12 protein-coding genes are annotated in these 15,707 nt (G+C 57.5%); 2 read left to right on the top strand and 10 right to left on the bottom strand.

All coding sequences use genetic code 11. The features are described 5' to 3' along the window. Positions 1 to 21 precede the first annotated feature (21 nt). From IPM61_12795 to IPM61_12755, 9 genes are all read right to left on the bottom strand, one after another. Positions 22 to 1,989, bottom strand: a complete 1,968-nt coding sequence (locus IPM61_12795) for a hypothetical protein (GenBank protein ID MBK8912193.1) — start codon at positions 1,987 to 1,989, stop codon at positions 22 to 24. Next, entirely contained in the window at positions 1,986 to 2,183 is a 198-nt protein-coding gene (locus IPM61_12790) for a hypothetical protein (GenBank protein ID MBK8912192.1), read from the bottom strand. The genes IPM61_12795 and IPM61_12790 overlap by 4 nt, the downstream gene beginning before the upstream one ends. Before the next feature lie 74 nt (positions 2,184 to 2,257). After that, on the bottom strand, positions 2,258 to 2,551 hold the full coding sequence (locus tag IPM61_12785; protein ID MBK8912191.1) for a DNA-directed RNA polymerase subunit omega: 294 nt from the start codon (positions 2,549 to 2,551) through the stop codon (positions 2,258 to 2,260). A 114-nt stretch (positions 2,552 to 2,665) separates the two neighbouring features. After that, on the bottom strand, positions 2,666 to 3,220 hold the full coding sequence (gmk, locus tag IPM61_12780) for a guanylate kinase (protein MBK8912190.1): 555 nt from the start codon (positions 3,218 to 3,220) through the stop codon (positions 2,666 to 2,668). Next, positions 3,217 to 4,083 carry a YicC family protein gene (locus IPM61_12775; protein MBK8912189.1) on the bottom strand — a complete coding sequence of 289 codons (867 nt, stop codon included), beginning with the start codon at positions 4,081 to 4,083 and terminating at the stop codon, positions 3,217 to 3,219. Before IPM61_12775 ends, gmk begins: the two co-directional genes overlap by 4 nt. Positions 4,084 to 4,235: 152 nt before the next feature. After that, a complete protein-coding gene (locus IPM61_12770; protein MBK8912188.1) occupies positions 4,236 to 5,117 on the bottom strand; it encodes a hypothetical protein in 882 nt (293 codons plus the stop codon). Between the two features lie 192 nt (positions 5,118 to 5,309). Next, on the bottom strand, positions 5,310 to 7,601 hold the full coding sequence (locus tag IPM61_12765) for a T9SS type A sorting domain-containing protein (GenBank protein MBK8912187.1): 2,292 nt from the start codon (positions 7,599 to 7,601) through the stop codon (positions 5,310 to 5,312). Positions 7,602 to 7,715: 114 nt separating this feature from the next. Further along, on the bottom strand, positions 7,716 to 9,815 hold the full coding sequence (locus IPM61_12760) for a hypothetical protein (protein ID MBK8912186.1): 2,100 nt from the start codon (positions 9,813 to 9,815) through the stop codon (positions 7,716 to 7,718). Between the two features lie 51 nt (positions 9,816 to 9,866). After that, positions 9,867 to 11,096, bottom strand: a complete 1,230-nt coding sequence (locus tag IPM61_12755) for a PQQ-like beta-propeller repeat protein (protein ID MBK8912185.1) — start codon at positions 11,094 to 11,096, stop codon at positions 9,867 to 9,869. Positions 11,097 to 11,326: 230 nt separating this feature from the next. Here IPM61_12755 and lexA point away from each other — a divergent pair, with 230 nt between their 5' ends. After that, positions 11,327 to 11,962, top strand: a complete 636-nt coding sequence (lexA, locus tag IPM61_12750) for a repressor LexA (protein ID MBK8912184.1) — start codon at positions 11,327 to 11,329, stop codon at positions 11,960 to 11,962. A 1-nt stretch (position 11,963) separates the two neighbouring features. Next, positions 11,964 to 12,626, top strand: coding sequence for an SOS response-associated peptidase (locus tag IPM61_12745; GenBank protein MBK8912183.1), 663 nt, complete (start codon positions 11,964 to 11,966; stop codon positions 12,624 to 12,626). Positions 12,627 to 12,683: 57 nt separating this feature from the next. Here the strand turns inward: IPM61_12745 and IPM61_12740 are convergent, their stop codons facing one another. Further along, on the bottom strand, positions 12,684 to 15,662 hold the full coding sequence (locus tag IPM61_12740; protein MBK8912182.1) for a carbohydrate binding domain-containing protein: 2,979 nt from the start codon (positions 15,660 to 15,662) through the stop codon (positions 12,684 to 12,686). Positions 15,663 to 15,707: the final 45 nt, after the last annotated feature.

Below are 15,707 nucleotides of genomic sequence, written 5' to 3'. Positions count from 1 at the left end.
ATTGAATTGCTCCCTGGTCTATCACCACTTGCCAATCACCTTCAATGGAAGCACCACCTCCTTGCGTCCAACAACTGCACGGCAGAAGTAAAGGCCTGGGCTGGCATCGGTAGCATCCCAACGAAGCTGGTGGCCCCCAGCGGCGGCCTCCCCCTGAAGCATCAACGCCACGCTCCTCCCTATCACATCGGTGATTTCCACCTTTGCTGCGGCGGCTGTTGGCAGCTCCAGCAACACCTCCGCCACCCCCGTAAATGGATTCGCCGAAAGGCTCCGAAGCGAAAACTGTAGCCGGTGTGCATCCGTTTCAACACCAGTTGTCGGGGGGTTAATTGCGCTGCGGCGCGGGGCCAGTGGCAAGCCGTAGGATAATGCGGCAAATTCTTGATATTCGCCAATGCCACCACGTTGCGGCGCGTACGCCTCGCTCCCCTCATATCCCCCCGACAGCGTGGCCCAAAAACGAACCAAAGAATCGGCACCAACAAGGCAATAATGCACGCCAGGGTTTGGCTGCAATGTGGTCCAGACTAAATCGGTTCCGGGAATAACGCCCCGATTAAATACTACCGGAGTGGATACCTCCGACACGATGTTGTCCGATTTACCAAACTCCCGCCGAACCAACGAAATACGTTTCGCAGAAATAGAGTCGGCAACAACGTTCAAATAATGGGTGATGGTGGGAAGCCCCAACGCAAAAAATGGCGCAACAGAAGTCCACTGCTCACGCGGCGTTAATTCCAGCATATATGGTGCGGCTGTTGAGCGCGATGAGTATTGAATAACGGTGCTGCTATCGAATGCTCCCGTTGCCGTGTCCCGCTGGTAACGAAGGCTGTACGATCCGGCCCCCGTTGAATATTTCATCCCCTGCGAAGGCTGTGTTGTGTGGAAGGCCACCGGCTGCGGCAACTCTATTTTCACTTCCCCGCCACCGCGATTGTTGAATTTCCGCGATTCTTCATCTCCATTTTTTTGGTACGTCAGGGTCAATGAATCTTGGCGCGTCCCCTGAATAACAGCTACTTCAAATTCCCGCTTTTTCTGAAGGTCTTCGCCTGGCGTTCCCATCACCCGAGCAAGGTCCCATGTTGGCAAAAACACAAATTCTTTGCCATGCTGCTCCACCGGTGTAAGCACCTCATATCCGGGATTTTTTCCCGAATTTCCCGTCACTTGTTTGGAACGTATGTCGCCATCGCTTCGCGGGTTTCCGCTGATAACAGAAATTGGATTATCGGCAACGATTCGCACGCCGGATAATAATGGCTGAACCTGGGTTGGATATTTCGTGACATCAACATAGCCGGTGGCTTGGTAGGCTTCCCCTGCATTTAAATGCACCGTGAAAGGCTCGGCAGAAAATATCGGCGAAATTGGTCCGCCAATGGATGGATCAATGGTGATGCTGGTGTTGTCCCGATCGGCAATAATTAATAATTGCGGCGGCGCGGCCAGCAACGTTGTTTGCAGCGAATCGGAGCTTGGATAGTGGAAATCCAACACCGCAGTTCCCGGGCGCGATGCTGCGTGATATTCCTTCCCCCAACGCTCAACGGGAATCGGGGTCCAAGCCTCGCCGCCGAACTGGCCAAAATATGAGCAATAGACAATCACGGGATACTCAGCTTCCAACAACCATGTGGCGTTTGTTGGCGCGTCGGTGGTGGCAACGGTTGGGTTCACGCCGAAATTCACCATGTTCCCTTTCCATTTCCGAAGGACGTACGTGGTGTCGGTTCCGGTCTGCAGATTTTTCACCCGCAAGGTGTTGCTGTCGCGGTCGGAAAAAACATGGGCGAAATAACCACCAGCCTTGTTGGCGAACCGCTCATCCAGAAGATTTGCCACCACTTTGGGGAAGGCGATAAAGAATTTCCGCCCCGTTGTTTCTGGATCGAACTGCTGGGCCAACGCTTGCCCGCCGCAAGCAAGGAGAACGAGAGCGAGGAAAAAACCGTGCAGGAAGTTCAAAGATTTTTTCATGGTGTTCCCTGTTGAATTTTTTGGCTTGTTGAGTTTCTTGAATATTGCTTTTTGGATCTTTGTTGTAGCAGAATTTTCACACCGCGTGATGATTGAGCAACGGTGTTTTCCATCAAGGGAAGAACGCTGTTCAGTTGCTGGCAACCAGGATCTTCGATTGCGCCAGTGTTGCGAAATAAACCAACAAGAACCATGCCGCGAAAATTAGAAAGGGATGCCGCAGTACTGCGGCATCCCTTTGTTTGGCTACTCTACTTTTTCTTCCCGCTTAGTATTGCGGCTCGCGGTAGCGATACTCAAGGTCGCCATCCAACATCTCATCCAACGCCAAGAACGTTGGCTTGGGGATGTAATCGAACTCCCGCGCAACCTCAAGTTGATCGGGGTTGGCGGTTTCGGTGTCGTCGTCGTTGGGGTTGGCAACTTCGGCGATACGCGCCTGCAAGTTATCCCGCAGCTCGTCGTTGATTTGGCGAGCACGGCGCGACATGATGACTATCGCCTCATAGATGCTTCCGGCTTCCCCGGTTGCCTGCTTCAAATCTACTGGTCGGATCGGCATTGGCTTCCCTTTGTGATGATCGTATGGACTATGATTGATTGTTCTGTTTGCAACGTCAAAAATTTCTTGTCCCGCAATTTCTTGCCCCACCCCCCGACGCAACGGGCAAAGTGATTATTGCAGCATCGCCTCAATCTCCTGCACGGCCCGCTCCACACTATCGTTCACCACAACGGCATCGAACTGGCCCTGCATCTCCATCTCCATTCGCGCGCGGTTGATGCGGGTTTGCTGGACCTCCACGCTTTCGGTCTGCCGGCCACGCAGCCGGCGTTCAAGCTCCTGCAACGAAGGCGGGGCGATAAACACCAGGAATGCCTGTTCGGGAAACGCTGCGCGGATTGAGAGCGCGCCTTTCACATCAACGTCAAAGATCATGCGCGAATCTTCTTCGGAGGTGTGAAGCTGCTGGGCAATTTGGCTTCGCAAGGTTCCGTACAAGTTGCCGAACACCTCCTCCCACTCAATCAAATCTCCGTCGGCAATCCGCTGCTGGAACTCTGCTGTATCAAGGAAGAAATAATCTTTCCCCTCAACCTCGTTCGGCCTGCGCTGGCGTGTGGTTGCCGATACCGCAAAGCGCCATTGCGGGTGGCGTTCCAGCAGCCGCCGCGCAATCGTTGTCTTCCCCGCCCCGCTGGGTGCCGACAAAACAAGCAGGCGCCTCATTCGATATTCTGCACCTGTTCGCGGATTTTCTCCAGCTCCTCCTTGGCCCTGACCACAAGGTGTGCGATTTCGGAATCGTTCGATTTGGAACCGATGGTCGTCACCTCGCGGTTCATCTCCTGCAGCAGGAACCCAAGTTTGCGGCCCGCCGGCTCGGGGCCATTGACGGCCTCCATGAAGAATTTTGCGTGGCTACGGAAGCGGACGCACTCCTCAGTAACGTCAAGTTTTTCGGCAAGGATCACGATCTCGAACTCTAGCCGTTGCTCGTCAATCTCATCGTTCTCAAACAGTTGGGCGATGCGTTCGCGCAGGCGTTGGCGTTCTTGTGGGATTTTCTCGCGGCTGATCTTCTCCACGCTATCCACCATTTTGCCGATGCTTGCCACACGGTCGGTGATGTCGCGGGAAAGCTCGCTTCCTTCGTTGCGGCGCATCGTATCCAGGGCGCGTGCGGCTTCCTCCACCGCCTGGGCAACAAGCTCCCACTGCACATCTTCGCTGACTTCGCTTGCGGGCTGGATTAGCAGATCGCGGAACTGAAGCAGGTGATCCAAGCTGACGGTATCCTTCAGCTTTGCGGCTTTTTTGATTTGCTCAAGCGCATCCTTGTAGGCAACCACCGTATCGGGGTCCACCTTCAATCCGGTGGTGGCTTTTTGCTCGCGCTCAACATTCACCGAGACGTTGATCTTCCCACGGTTGACGATTTTTCGGACGATCTCCCGGATGTCATTCTCGCGCGGGTTCAAATCGCGCGGGGTGCGGGTTATCACTTCAAGGAAGCGGCTGTTTAAGCTGCGAAGCTCCACCGAAACCGAAACGCCGTCGCGTGAACGCTCGCTTCGGCCGTAGCCGGTCATACTGGTTATCATGCGCTAATTTGCTGGCTAAAAGACTGGTTGATTAGAAAGCAGCGTCAAACTTACAAAAAAGACTCCCCGAACAGCCGTTACAGAACGAAGCCAAGCGGGGAGCCATGATTGTTCAGCGGAAGCGGGGCCGGCCACCGCGCCTACATATCGCTATCACTGTCGTCGTCATCTTCATCGGGATTGATGGATTTGATGACGATCGCGACGTTCTCCGGAAGCGCGGTTGCGTTCCAGCTAAGCGTTATCGGGTCGGCAAGGGTCCACTCCAATCGGGTCACGCTGATCCCCGCGGCTTTCATGTATTCTTTGATTGCGGTTATGCGTTGGCGGCCAAGCTCCTTCTTCTGCTCATCGGTCAGCTCCGGCTGCACGGGGGCTGGCGGCGGGGGCGGTGGTGCTTCGGCAACAGCGGCTCCCTTCTTCCCTTTTTTTGCTGGCTTCTTAGCTTTTTTTGCCGGGGCCGGCGGCGGGGGTGGCGGCGCAGATTTCACGTCGGGGGTGATGGTGATGCCAACAACCACCGCGCCGTTGATCTTCAACATTTTTTCGATTTCGTAGAGCTTCGGCGTTGGCTTCAACACCGCCGACCCGGGGTCGAACAACCGCCCGGCAAACAGCTGTGCCCCAACGGGGATCGGCTCAAGGTAGATGTTGGTATCCACCTCCTGGTAGTTCAGGTCGTCGGGGGTGCAGTAGTAGATGTCGGTGATGAAATAGCCCGGGGTTTTCAGCCGGAACCGGTACATCGTCTGCGGGTCCAGAATCATCTGATACTCACCCGTGTTGCTGTTGACCTTGGAGTTGTTCACCCAGCGGGTTGAGCCTTTCCCCTCGGCCTCGTAGGCCCAGACCTTCCCCGTCCCCACTGGTTTTTTTGTTTTGGCATCCAGCACAAGGCCGCGAATCAGTTTTATCGGATTTTTCACTTGCGCCAGTGCTGGCTGCATACCGGCCATTGCCAGCAACGCCACAATTGCCGCCAGCAGATGCGGCACGCGAACGGCAGTGTTGATGATGCTCATGGATTGCCCCACGGTTATCTCTGTGATTGGAATGATTGAAACCTGATTGATGCTTCTTCCTTTGAAAAGAAGATACGCACACGGAACCCTTTTGCAAGGGATAGTTTGATTGCGATTCCCGACCTCCATGCGGAACCCCCATTGCCGCTTCTTGCAAGAGGCGGCAATGGGGATTGGATATCGAACTGCCCCTTACGGAAGCACAACAACCGGCAGCGTGGCAACGCCGTCGGGGGTTGTAACCCGCACGAACAGCGTTCCGGACGGAAGCCCGTCGGTGGGAAGCTGCAAGCGGTGGGTCCCTTCTTCCAAACGGGATTCGGTGGTGACGGCCTGCAGCGGCTGGCCCAAAGCGTTGGTGACTTCCACACGCACCGGCGTGGCAGAAGGCAACGTCAGCTGCAACACCGATGCCCCAGTTGTTGGGTTCGGGACCACTGCCATGGTAGCGTTCGCAATGGAAGTTTGGCGCACTGCCGATCCGCTTGTCAGGTAATCACCCGGCTTGCGGGGGATCAGTTTGAAGTTGTTGAACGTGTACACCATCACCCCGGCGATTGCCAAAAATTCGTCCCCCGTAGCAATCTTCCTCTTCCCTGTTTCTGGGTCTGGGGTTCGTGTGGTGTATCTGGTAAAGCTGTTGTCGGTCTCCACACGGGTCCAGGCCGCGTAGTTTTCTTTCTCGCTGGTGTTGGCAATCATGTACTCGCCAAAGTTCGATGCGTCGGCGATGTCGTCGGTGACGATCACATCTTGGAATTGCACCACCATGCTTTCCCACTTCTCGGCCTCACGGTTTTGGCCGTCTGGCTTCGTTCCGATTTGCGCGGTGGTTAGGTTCACCGGGGCGGGGGTTTGCGTGCCGGCTTGTTTGTCAACAATGGTGGCGTTTTCCAGCAGGGTCATCCCAAAATCTTCTATCACGGTTCCGCGCACCAAAACGCGCTCCCCACGTTTCAGCGCGGCAAGCTCTGGGATAATCTCCCCGTTGGTGTTTTTCACCCGCAAGCTGATGCCGCTCCACGCCCCCCCTGATTCCTGAATAACCACCATCGGGTCCGGCCCGGAAGATGCGCCACTGTCGCCAGGTATATCACTGATGTCGGCAACAACGGTTCCGCCAACCTCAACCTCGAACCCAACAACGCCGCTGGTTCCGCTCAGGTTCGGGGTGTATTGAACGTCGTAAATCGCCACGCGGTTATCAATCACCACGTAGAAATACTTGTAGGTGCCGGTGTCGCGGGGGCTTATCTGCTTGTTCCCTTTGTCATCGGCAATGGTTGCCCAGTAGGTGACGATGGACTCCGCCGCTTGCGCCGGAATGGTGGCGGTGAACGTGGTGTCGTTGGTGGCGGTTGCGTCCACACACTCTGCGGTTTTTCCATCCACGCTGAAGCAGATTTTGGCGGAAGATTTATCCAGCGGATTGGTGCGCGGGCTTCCAACAAACGTCACCGTTACCGCTTCCGATGATTTCGGGAACGCCATTGGGCGGCGGACCGAGAAAATGGCCGGAAGCTCGTCGGCAATCGCGCCAACTTCCATATCGCCCGGGTAGATTGGCGTTATCATAAACTGGATGGTGGAGCCGCTGGATTGGTTGGCCGAAATAACCCCAACCAGCCGAGTGATGGTTGAGCCAACGGTTGGCGGGGCAAAGGTCCCGAAGTTGTTCAGATAGAACTCGCTGGTGTCAACGGTTTTCAGGTTTGCCAGCGCAACGTCCCCTTCGTACTCAATCCGCTGGGCCGCCGCGCGTGCAAGGTAGTATCCCGATTGGTCGCGCATTCTGATCTCGTTTCCGGCCTCATCAACAAACACCAGCGTCACCCGCCCGCCGTTGTTTCCGGTGCTGACCCGGCTCTCCTTCACGGTGATATTTTTCAGCTCCACCAGCATCCCCTGGTACTGCGCTCCGGTTGCAAACTGCGGCGTTTGTGCCGCGCCGTCCAGCTTGTAGAAATCGGCAATCGTTACCGGCTGCGGAGCGGGGCGTGAGCGTTGGTAGAGTATCTCCACCTCGGCATCGTTGGCAAGGGTGATCTGGTTGGCCCCGTCGGGAGTGGTGGGGAATTGGGAAACGGTTCCGGTGATGCGGACCACCGCGCCGCTGTCGATCCGGTCGAACAGGGTGTTTTTTACGGCTTGGGAATCGGCGGCGTTCCGGCGGTCAACCGTCAGCACGTTGATCCCCGCAAAGGAGGTTGCGCTGGTGTCCTGGATGAAGTTGACGTAGCGGCGGCCAGCGGTCATCAGCGGGCGGAAATCGTTCGTGGTGCGGTTGGCAACGGTGGAAGCCAATGCCACCCCCACAAACCGCACTTTCTTCCCCACCAGCGATGAGGTCAGCTTCCCGGCAGCAAGATCCGCCTCGGCAACCTGTTGGATTTGTGGGATGGTGACATCCATGATGTCCTGGGCATGGATTGCTCCGCTGGTTAGCACCAAGCCAAGCAGTAGTCTGGTAAGCGATGTTCTCATGGTTGTTATGGGTTGGTTGTTAGAGGTCGGTTGCCGGAAGGAACCGATTTCTTCTGGATTCTTTCTAGAAAATCTATCTGGCGTTCTGCTGGATGTTTGCATCCATCTGCGGCTTTATTTCATCACCACGAACCGTCCCATCTTCACCCCGCCGGCGGCCAAGTCTTCCACGGCGAACAAGTAGATGCCGGTGGCCAGCGCTTGGTCCCCGCTGGTGATAAGGTCCCAAGCGTGTTCCCCGCCGGCAAGCAGTTGCGTTCCGTCGGCAAAGCTGTTGAACCAGCCCAGGTCGCTTCCGTTGTAGGTGGCTGCGTCGTGGTCCAGCGTTGCCACCACATCCCCCGCCGGTGAGTAGATCGTCACACGCGAACGCGCCGGAAGGTTGTAGAACCAAATTTTCCGCTGCCGCTCTCCGGCTCCATCCCACACCGCGTTCACGTAGTAGGGGTTGGGATACACGCCAATGTTGTGGGCCGAATCACCACCGCCACTGGCTGTGGTTCCAGGAATCGCCCGCTTCAGCGATGTCAACTGCGATGACTCGAACGCCGGTATCCCGGCCGCTTCCTCGGCTGCGGAGAACGCCGTCACCGCCACCCCATATTGCCAGCCATTCAGCACGCTGTCGAACGTCAGGCGATAGTGATATTCCGTTGTGTCGTCGGGAAGCCGAATCGGCGCGGGCTGGCCATTTTCATCAAGGATTTTTGCCCCGTTCAGCCCCGTGTTTAAGCCCACGCGGTTGCGAAGATCGAACTGCGCAACCAGCACCAACGAATCAATCGTTGCGTCAAGGTCGTCGCCAGGGTTGGACCGGTACACCCGATACCCCTCGAACGTTTTCCGGTTGGTGAGGATGTCGGTTGCCGATTCCGGGGCGTTGTTCCAGTAAAGGGTGATGCGCCGGTCCGAAGGAACCACCCGCACCCGTGGGGAGCGTGGCGGCGCGGGAAGAAGGTAGCGTGCAATCTCCCCGTTTCCGTTCACATCTGGTTCGCCGGGGTCAAGGGTTCCGTTTCCGTTTTGGTCGCTGCCATCGTAGGCGCGTTGCGCCCAGGTTGTGGCAATCTGCAAGGCACGCCGCTGCTGTTCTTCGTCGCCGCGTGAGGGTCCCGATTTTTTTGCAGCAATCACAGCGAACACTGCCTCGATGGAATCGCCAGGATTCAGCGGGGGGAAGGGTCCGGCGGAGATCATCGCCGAACGGTTCGAGGGGGATTTCAGCTGCCCGGCAATCAGGGTTTTATCTCCGCCCAAAAAGCTGCTGGAAAGCCTTCTGAATTTGGCTTCGTCGTCGGCTGGGGAAGTTGTCCAGGGCGCGCCGGTCGCGTTGCGGAACTGCCAGAAATTGAAGTAAGCGGAATCGGTTGGCGGCGTGGTTCCCAGCAGTTTCAGCGCGGCATAGCCATTAACGGATTCTTGGCCATTGCTGGCATCGTACTCATACACCATCCGCAGCGAGTCCACAAACCCGTTGCCGCCGCTGGAGTAGAATGCGGACCCGCCCGGGGCAGTGAACTGGGTGTTCCGGACCACAAGATCGCTCCACAACCCCACGTGGAAACTATCAATCACCGCCGAAGAAACGTTCCGAATCCGATAGCGCAGGATCACAAAATTATCGGCGAAGGGATAGCTCCAAGCATAACTCTCCATCTGGATGGAAAGCCCCAGCGGGTGAAGGTGTTCAAGGATTTCGCGGGGGCGGGTGGCATCGGGGATATAGCGGTTGGTGTCAACAAACTTCGCCACAAAATCTTGCTCGCTAATGGCCGCCGGGGTGTAGAACGGCGACTCGATGTTGCTGGAGCGTTCAATCATCCGGTCGCGGAGTTCGGTGGTGAGCTCGAATCCGGCAAGCCCTTCGCGCACGGCGGAGACATCCACCGCTCCGGTGCTTACCAGCGGCATCCGGTTTCCATTAACCTCTCGAATCCCCCCCAACCAAATCCCTCCAATAAACAGATGCTCAACTTTGGAGCCACGCGGGTACTCGCACGAAGGAACCGCAGGCCACCCGGCCCACCCGCTTCCGATTGTTCCGAAGTTGGAGATCATCAGGCGGATATTGCCAACATCGGTAAAGCGGGAGGTATCGCTGGATTGCCCCACCAGCCAGGCAGGGCACAGAAGAAGGAAAAGCACCCCCAACCGGACGCAGCAACGACGGCGCGGGGATAGGAGAGCAGAAAGCAGGTTCGTACAAAGGTTCATGGGACGCGGCATAGCGGGGTGGCAAATATAGGATTCATTGCCTTTCCACCTCTAATTAACTCCCCGCAACACCACGCAAGTATCCACCGCCACCAGCAACGGCTCGGCAATGGGGGAAATGGAGATTCTTGAGGAGACACCAAGAAGGTTGGCCACCGGGACAAAGGCGGCGAACTCCCCCGTGTGGGTGTAGGTGAACAGCCCCATCCGCCCCTCACGGCGGGAGACCACATAGAGATAGCCACCGCTGACCGCCGCCGCCGCCCCCAGCTCCGATTCAAAAAACTTCTCCCAACGCTGGGTTCCCTTCGCGTCGAACGATGCCAGCACCCCTCCGGTGAACTCCGCCGTGGTCCCCGTTCCGGTGATATAGCTGTTTCCAAACTCATCTCCGCTGATTCCTCGCGGCAGCAACGCAAGGGGCCGCCGCCATACTTCTTTGCCGTCGGCAACAGCAAGCAGGAACGGCTGGCGGGTTCCGTCATCGGCGCGGCGGGCAGCGCCAACCAGCGTTGCGGTCCCCACCACCGCCGGCCCCGACAGCACCCGCACCCCCGCCAGCGCAACCACCGAACGCCGCGCTCCGGTCCCCGCATCAAGCGTGGCCAGGCTGTCGGAAATGGAGTAATCGTTGTGGCTAAGGGCAACCACGATCGCGCCGTTGACGTGGCAGATCTGCGGGGAAATCCCGGCCCCAAACTGCACGCTCCAACGCGGATTTCCATCGCTGCCGAACCGGGTAAGGGTGCCGGCTGAGGTCCCGATAATTACTCCATCGGTCATCCCCAGCGGCTGGCTGTAGCCAAGGATGGCGTTCGTGTCGGATTGGCGAAGATTTTTGCTCCATCGCTCAGCTCCATCGGGGCCAACCGCGTGCAGCGTGCCGTGTGTGGTGACGGCGTACAGCGTCCCGGCAGAGTCCGCAGCAATCGCCGGATATGGGTGTTCTCCGTTGGGGAAGGTGAATCGGTGAAGCGTGGTGTCCCCTTCGGCAATCGCCAATTCCCCGCGGTCGGTCAGCAGGGCGTAGCGGAAGCGGTCCAGATAGAGGGGCGGAACCAGCAGCCCGCCATGCACGCCGCGGACGAAGGTCCACCGCAGTTTTTCCGCAGGCGTGCCGTTGCCAAACCGGGCGTAGTTGTTATCGCGCCGGGCATCGGCAACCGCGCCGCCGGACATATTCGCCGGAAGCGATTGATCGTTGATTGCCCCGCCACCGCATGCGGCAAAAGCAACCAAACACCACGTGAAAAATTGGAGACGGAGTTGTGAGTATTCCATGGGAAACGTGCTGTGAGGGGCGGCCAATATACCTCGGCACTGGCGAACTGAAGTTCATCAATTCATCGCTGGCCTTGCTGGTTTGCGGGGAAATTTTTTGCGGGAAAATCTTTTCCGCTTCCCCCCTATTGCCTCAACCGAAGAAAGGGTGTAGATTGCCGGTGTTCAAGCGATGACCCGCCAATGCGCTGGGTTATCCGTCACCAATAACCATCAATCAACAGACTGGCATGGAAGGATTGACTCCACGGCAAGCATCGGTTCTGAAATTCATCGAGAATTTTATGCAGAAGCAGATGCAGCCCCCAACCGAGCGGGAGATTGCTCACCATTTCCGCATTCATCAAAGTGCCGTGCGCAAACACCTTGCAGCCCTTGAAAATAAAGGGAAGTTGATGCTTCGCCGCGACGGGCGCAGCCGTGGCATCCGCCTTAGCGACGTTGCCCCCACCATCCCGATTCCTATCGTGGGAACCGTGGCCGCCGGCCAGCCATTGCTTGCCACCGAGAACATTGACGGCACGATGATGCTGGACACCAGCTTCGTTGGTTCGGAAGAAGCATTCCTGCTTCGGGTGCAGGGGGATTCGATGATTGAGGCGGGGATTATGGAAGGGGATCTGCTGCTGGTGCGCCGTGCCGACTCGGTCCGCAACGGTGAGATTGTGGTTGCCCGCATCGGCGAGGAAGCAACCGTAAAGCGGTTCTACGACATCGCCGGAAAAATTGTGCTGGAGCCGGCCAACAAAAACTACCGCCCGATTCCGGTGGAGGACAAGGAGAATTTCCATCTTGAAGGGCGTGTGGTGGCGTTGATTCGGAACATGGACACCTTCCGGATGATGCACCGGGGAGTTGGATACTGAGATGTGCGGACGCTTCAGCTTAACCCAGGACATTGCCGAGTTCCTTCGTGAACTTGGCTTAAGCGTCCCGCCGGAGCTTGCGCATCCGCGCCAGTACAACATTGCGCCCAGCCAGCCGGTGCTTGGCGTGGTGGCCGATCCGGTCCCACGATTGATGGTGATGGAGTGGGGTTTCCTTCCCGCCTGGGCCAAACCGGAAAGCGACACGAAGCCGGTGATAAACGCACGCGGGGAGACGGTGGCCGAAAAACCGTTTTTCCGTGGCGCGTTCCGAAGCGCCCGCTGCGCACTGCTGGCCGATGGCTTCTACGAATGGAAGCGAACGGGAACCCAGAAGCAGCCCTACCGCATCACCCTGCAAGGGGGGAACATTTTTGCAATGGCCGGGCTGTGGAGTGCCCGCATGGTTTCCGATGGAAGCGAGCAGATAACGTGCGCGGTGGTCACCACCGGTCCCAACGAACTGATGCGCCCCATCCACGACCGAATGCCGGTGATTCTGAACCCCACCGATTTGGCCGTATGGCTGGACCCCAAAGCACGCCAGCAAGAGCTTCAGCAAGCCATTGCCCCCTACCCCGCCGAAGCGATGACCGCTTACCCGGTAAGCACCGCAATCAACAATCCAAGAAACGATTTTGCAGGAGTGATGGAGGGGGTGTGAGTGCCCGAAGGAACTCTATCCCCCCCCTCCTTTCAATACTCCATTCTTTCCATTCCATCACCGCACCACCACGCGCCTGGCAGCGTGTTGGCCGCCGATCGTCACCACAAGGGTGTAGCTTCCTGCGGGAATTCCCGACAGGTCAATCGGCAGCTGAGCGTTCCCTTCGGCGGCCTCCAGATTGGCGACCTGGCGGACGGCACGCCCCACCGCATCGAACAACGTTGCGCGCAATGGTGCACCGCCGGCGGGGATCGCAATCGGCAGCAATGCTTCGTTGGTGGCGGGGTTTGGCATCACTTCCCCAATCGCTCCGCTGGCGTTGCTTCCCGATTCATTCACCCCCGTTGCGGGGTCGCTTGAAAAACGCTGCTCCACGCCAAACCACGGCGTTTTTTCCTGCGCCAAATCCACGATAACGCGCCACACACCTTGCGGCGTTTTCGCTGCTGGCAAGGCCTTCCCGGTTGGCTGGCCAAGCGAATCCAGCGGGTACAGGATGATCGTGTCGGCGGCGGTGTAGAAGTTCACCCCAATCTTTGCGCCTTCCATCATCGTTGGAGTTGTCCCCCAATTTTTTGCGAAGCTGGAGTCGCCGTAGGTCCAGAGTGCGTTGGTGTTTGCGGCGCGTGTTGTCACCGTTAGAAGCGAGCGTTGCGCCGCGCCAAGCGTGTCGTTGGTAAGCGAGCTCCACAAGTAGGTAACGTGCTTCCCTCCTTCCAAGAAATTGATTCCCAACTGATCGGTCCGCAATGCCGAAACGTTCGCAAGCTGACCGCTTCCCCCTTGAATCATCGGCGTGTTGATGGAGATCACCCCTTTGGTCATATCAAGGGTGATCTGGCGCGTGTCGCTTTGGATGTTGTCGTCGTTCGGGACGGTGAAGTAGTAATCACCAGCCGTGTAATGGCGGCTTGCGTTGAAGGAATCCACCCGGACGCTACTCACCAAGTTCGAGACGTTATTGAAGGTTCCATCAATCTGGTACGCCCCGCGCGCGCTGTAGGTTAATGGCCACGTTCGCAGGTCCGCCACGTCGTGCTGGATCCGAAGCGTGCGGAGCGATGGCACCACCCACCCGCTGCGGAACATCTGCATTGCTTGCGGCATCAAGGCCATTACCGAGGGGTCGGCAATCATGCTGCTGAAGTCATCTTTGATAAACCGGCGGCGGTCGGTTGCTTCGCTGCTGCGGTCGTTGTACAGGTAATAATTGATGCCGTCCCACCCGTGCAGCGCGGCGTAGGCCGGAAGAAAAATCATCATTTCGGGGCGATGCCTGTTGGGGAAGATGTGGCCGTATCCTTCCACAATAAACGGCTTCCCAACAATCGCGTTCCGGCTGAACTCATTCACCCGCTGGTCCCGATAATTCAGGATGGAGTAGTTCCGGATCACCCACGTGGAATCGCTGTAATTGAAGCCCGGGCGCGACCCGTTATAATCCCACTGTGCCGACTCGCTGGTGAAATCCATTCCGGTTTGGGTCCACGTGTCGGCGCTTCCTGCCGTGTTGTTGGTTCCGGTAATCGGGACCTTCACCCCCAGGGACCTCACATAATCACGCATGGAGCTGAAGTAGGTTCGCGCAAGGGAATCGTAGAACGCCGTGACGTCCATTGCCCGCAGCAATGCCGCGCTGCCCACGGCTGCGTAGCGGGTGCGCGCAACGGTGAACGTGGAAAGGTCCTCGCCGGCGGCAAGCCCTTCTCTTCCGGTTTCAACCAAGCTGATCGCATCCAAAAAAACATCGCCACGGAAGCCGCCGGCGTAGAAACGGATGTACGAGCTAACCGTGTCGGTCCCGTTAGCCCGGAAGGTGTAGGTGTACGTTGCCCACTGGTTGGTGATGTCAACGTTTTGGTTCAGCGCGGTTCCGGCGGCTTGGATACTCACCCGAATTCTTCGCCCAGCCGCAGTGTCCGTTTTTGCCTTGAAGCTGAGCCGGAAGATTTTTCCACGGTGGATTGGCAGCCCCACTTGCTCCAGATATAACCGCCCATCGTTGCCGTTGATCTGCCGCACCACAATCCGCATCGAAGAGGTCCCCTCACCCGGCGCAACGTCGTTCCCTTGAACAATCACCGCGCTCCCTTGCGCACCTTCGCCAACGGTCAGAACCCAGTTGTCGGTAAAGGATTCAAAACCGCCATTGCTCATCGTGTTCTTCCCATCCGTTTTGCTTCCTTCAAACCATGCGTTTTTTATGGCGTTTGTTGAGCCGTACTTCGCCAGCAGATAGCGATTGAACAGCGTGTCCAGCTGGCGCGAATGGTGGTAGCTCATGGTGTTGCTCCGCTGGTTCAAGCGGTCGTTCAGCCATTGGTCAAAAATTGACGTGAGGTCGCTGACGGTAATCAGCGCGATGCTGGGGTCGGTGGCATAACTCAGCGTGGTGTGTGGGTTGACATGCCCCAAAAACTTGGCGATATACTCCCGCTGCAATCGCTGGAATGCGGGGTCGAAAAAGGTGAGATAGGCCCCGCTGGCATACACCGAATCGGCACCATACACGCCATCGTTCGTGCGTGGTGCTTGCCGCGATTTCAGCACAAAGTGGGCGTAGATTCCGTTCAGCTTCAGTTGATACAGGAACCAATCCAGCCGCGCCATTTGCGTGGGGGAAAGGCTGTCGAACTTGCGGGTCTGGTTGTTCTGCGCGGCAATGGTGGAGGCCCCGGTGTTGTTGTGGTAATCGAAATAATTGAAGCGAACAAGGTTCACCCCAAACTTCCGAAGCCGGCGTGCCGTGGCGATTGCGCCGATGCTATCAGGAAAACAGCCGCTGCCGATGATGTTCACCCCGTTGAAACGGGCGGCGGTCCCGTCGGAAAACTCCAGCCGCCCGTTTGCGGAAACGCGCACAAACCCGTGGGACCCGGCCACCTCCCCGCTTGGCTGCGGAAGCCAATCGGACACGGTGGAATCCCACGTTGGAAGCACCAACGGAAAAGGATCAACAAGGGCTTGGGCAAATGCGGAGGTTGCGACGCAAAGAAGCACCAACGGTAGCAGCAGGTAGCCGTGTCGTTTCATAGCTGTGAAATGGTTGTTGAGCAGAGAGAGAGAGAGAATGAGCGA

Source organism: Chlorobiota bacterium, assembly GCA_016710285.1.
Lineage (GTDB): Bacteria > Bacteroidota > Ignavibacteria > OLB7 > OLB7 > OLB7.
Note: the sequence above shows the minus strand (reverse complement) of the source record. Positions and strands in the feature narration are given on the sequence as shown.

Bases quoted from the DNA above. Each gene is read 5' to 3' on its own strand.
- IPM61_12740 (MBK8912182.1), bottom strand. From the start codon at position 15,662: ATGAAACGACACGGCTACCTGCTGCTACCGTTGGTGCTTCTTTGCGTC.
- gmk (MBK8912190.1), bottom strand. From the start codon at position 3,220: ATGAGGCGCCTGCTTGTTTTGTCGGCACCCAGCGGGGCGGGGAAGACA.
- IPM61_12755 (MBK8912185.1), bottom strand. From the start codon at position 11,096: ATGGAATACTCACAACTCCGTCTCCAATTTTTCACGTGGTGTTTGGTT.
- IPM61_12775 (MBK8912189.1), bottom strand. From the start codon at position 4,083: ATGACCGGCTACGGCCGAAGCGAGCGTTCACGCGACGGCGTTTCGGTT.
- IPM61_12795 (MBK8912193.1), bottom strand. From the start codon at position 1,989: ATGAAAAAATCTTTGAACTTCCTGCACGGTTTTTTCCTCGCTCTCGTT.
- IPM61_12765 (MBK8912187.1), bottom strand. From the start codon at position 7,601: ATGAGAACATCGCTTACCAGACTACTGCTTGGCTTGGTGCTAACCAGC.
- IPM61_12790 (MBK8912192.1), bottom strand. From the start codon at position 2,183: ATGGTTCTTGTTGGTTTATTTCGCAACACTGGCGCAATCGAAGATCCT.
- IPM61_12770 (MBK8912188.1), bottom strand. From the start codon at position 5,117: ATGAGCATCATCAACACTGCCGTTCGCGTGCCGCATCTGCTGGCGGCA.
- IPM61_12745 (MBK8912183.1), top strand. From the start codon at position 11,964: ATGTGCGGACGCTTCAGCTTAACCCAGGACATTGCCGAGTTCCTTCGT.
- IPM61_12760 (MBK8912186.1), bottom strand. From the start codon at position 9,815: ATGAACCTTTGTACGAACCTGCTTTCTGCTCTCCTATCCCCGCGCCGT.
- IPM61_12785 (MBK8912191.1), bottom strand. From the start codon at position 2,551: ATGCCGATCCGACCAGTAGATTTGAAGCAGGCAACCGGGGAAGCCGGA.
- lexA (MBK8912184.1), top strand. From the start codon at position 11,327: ATGGAAGGATTGACTCCACGGCAAGCATCGGTTCTGAAATTCATCGAG.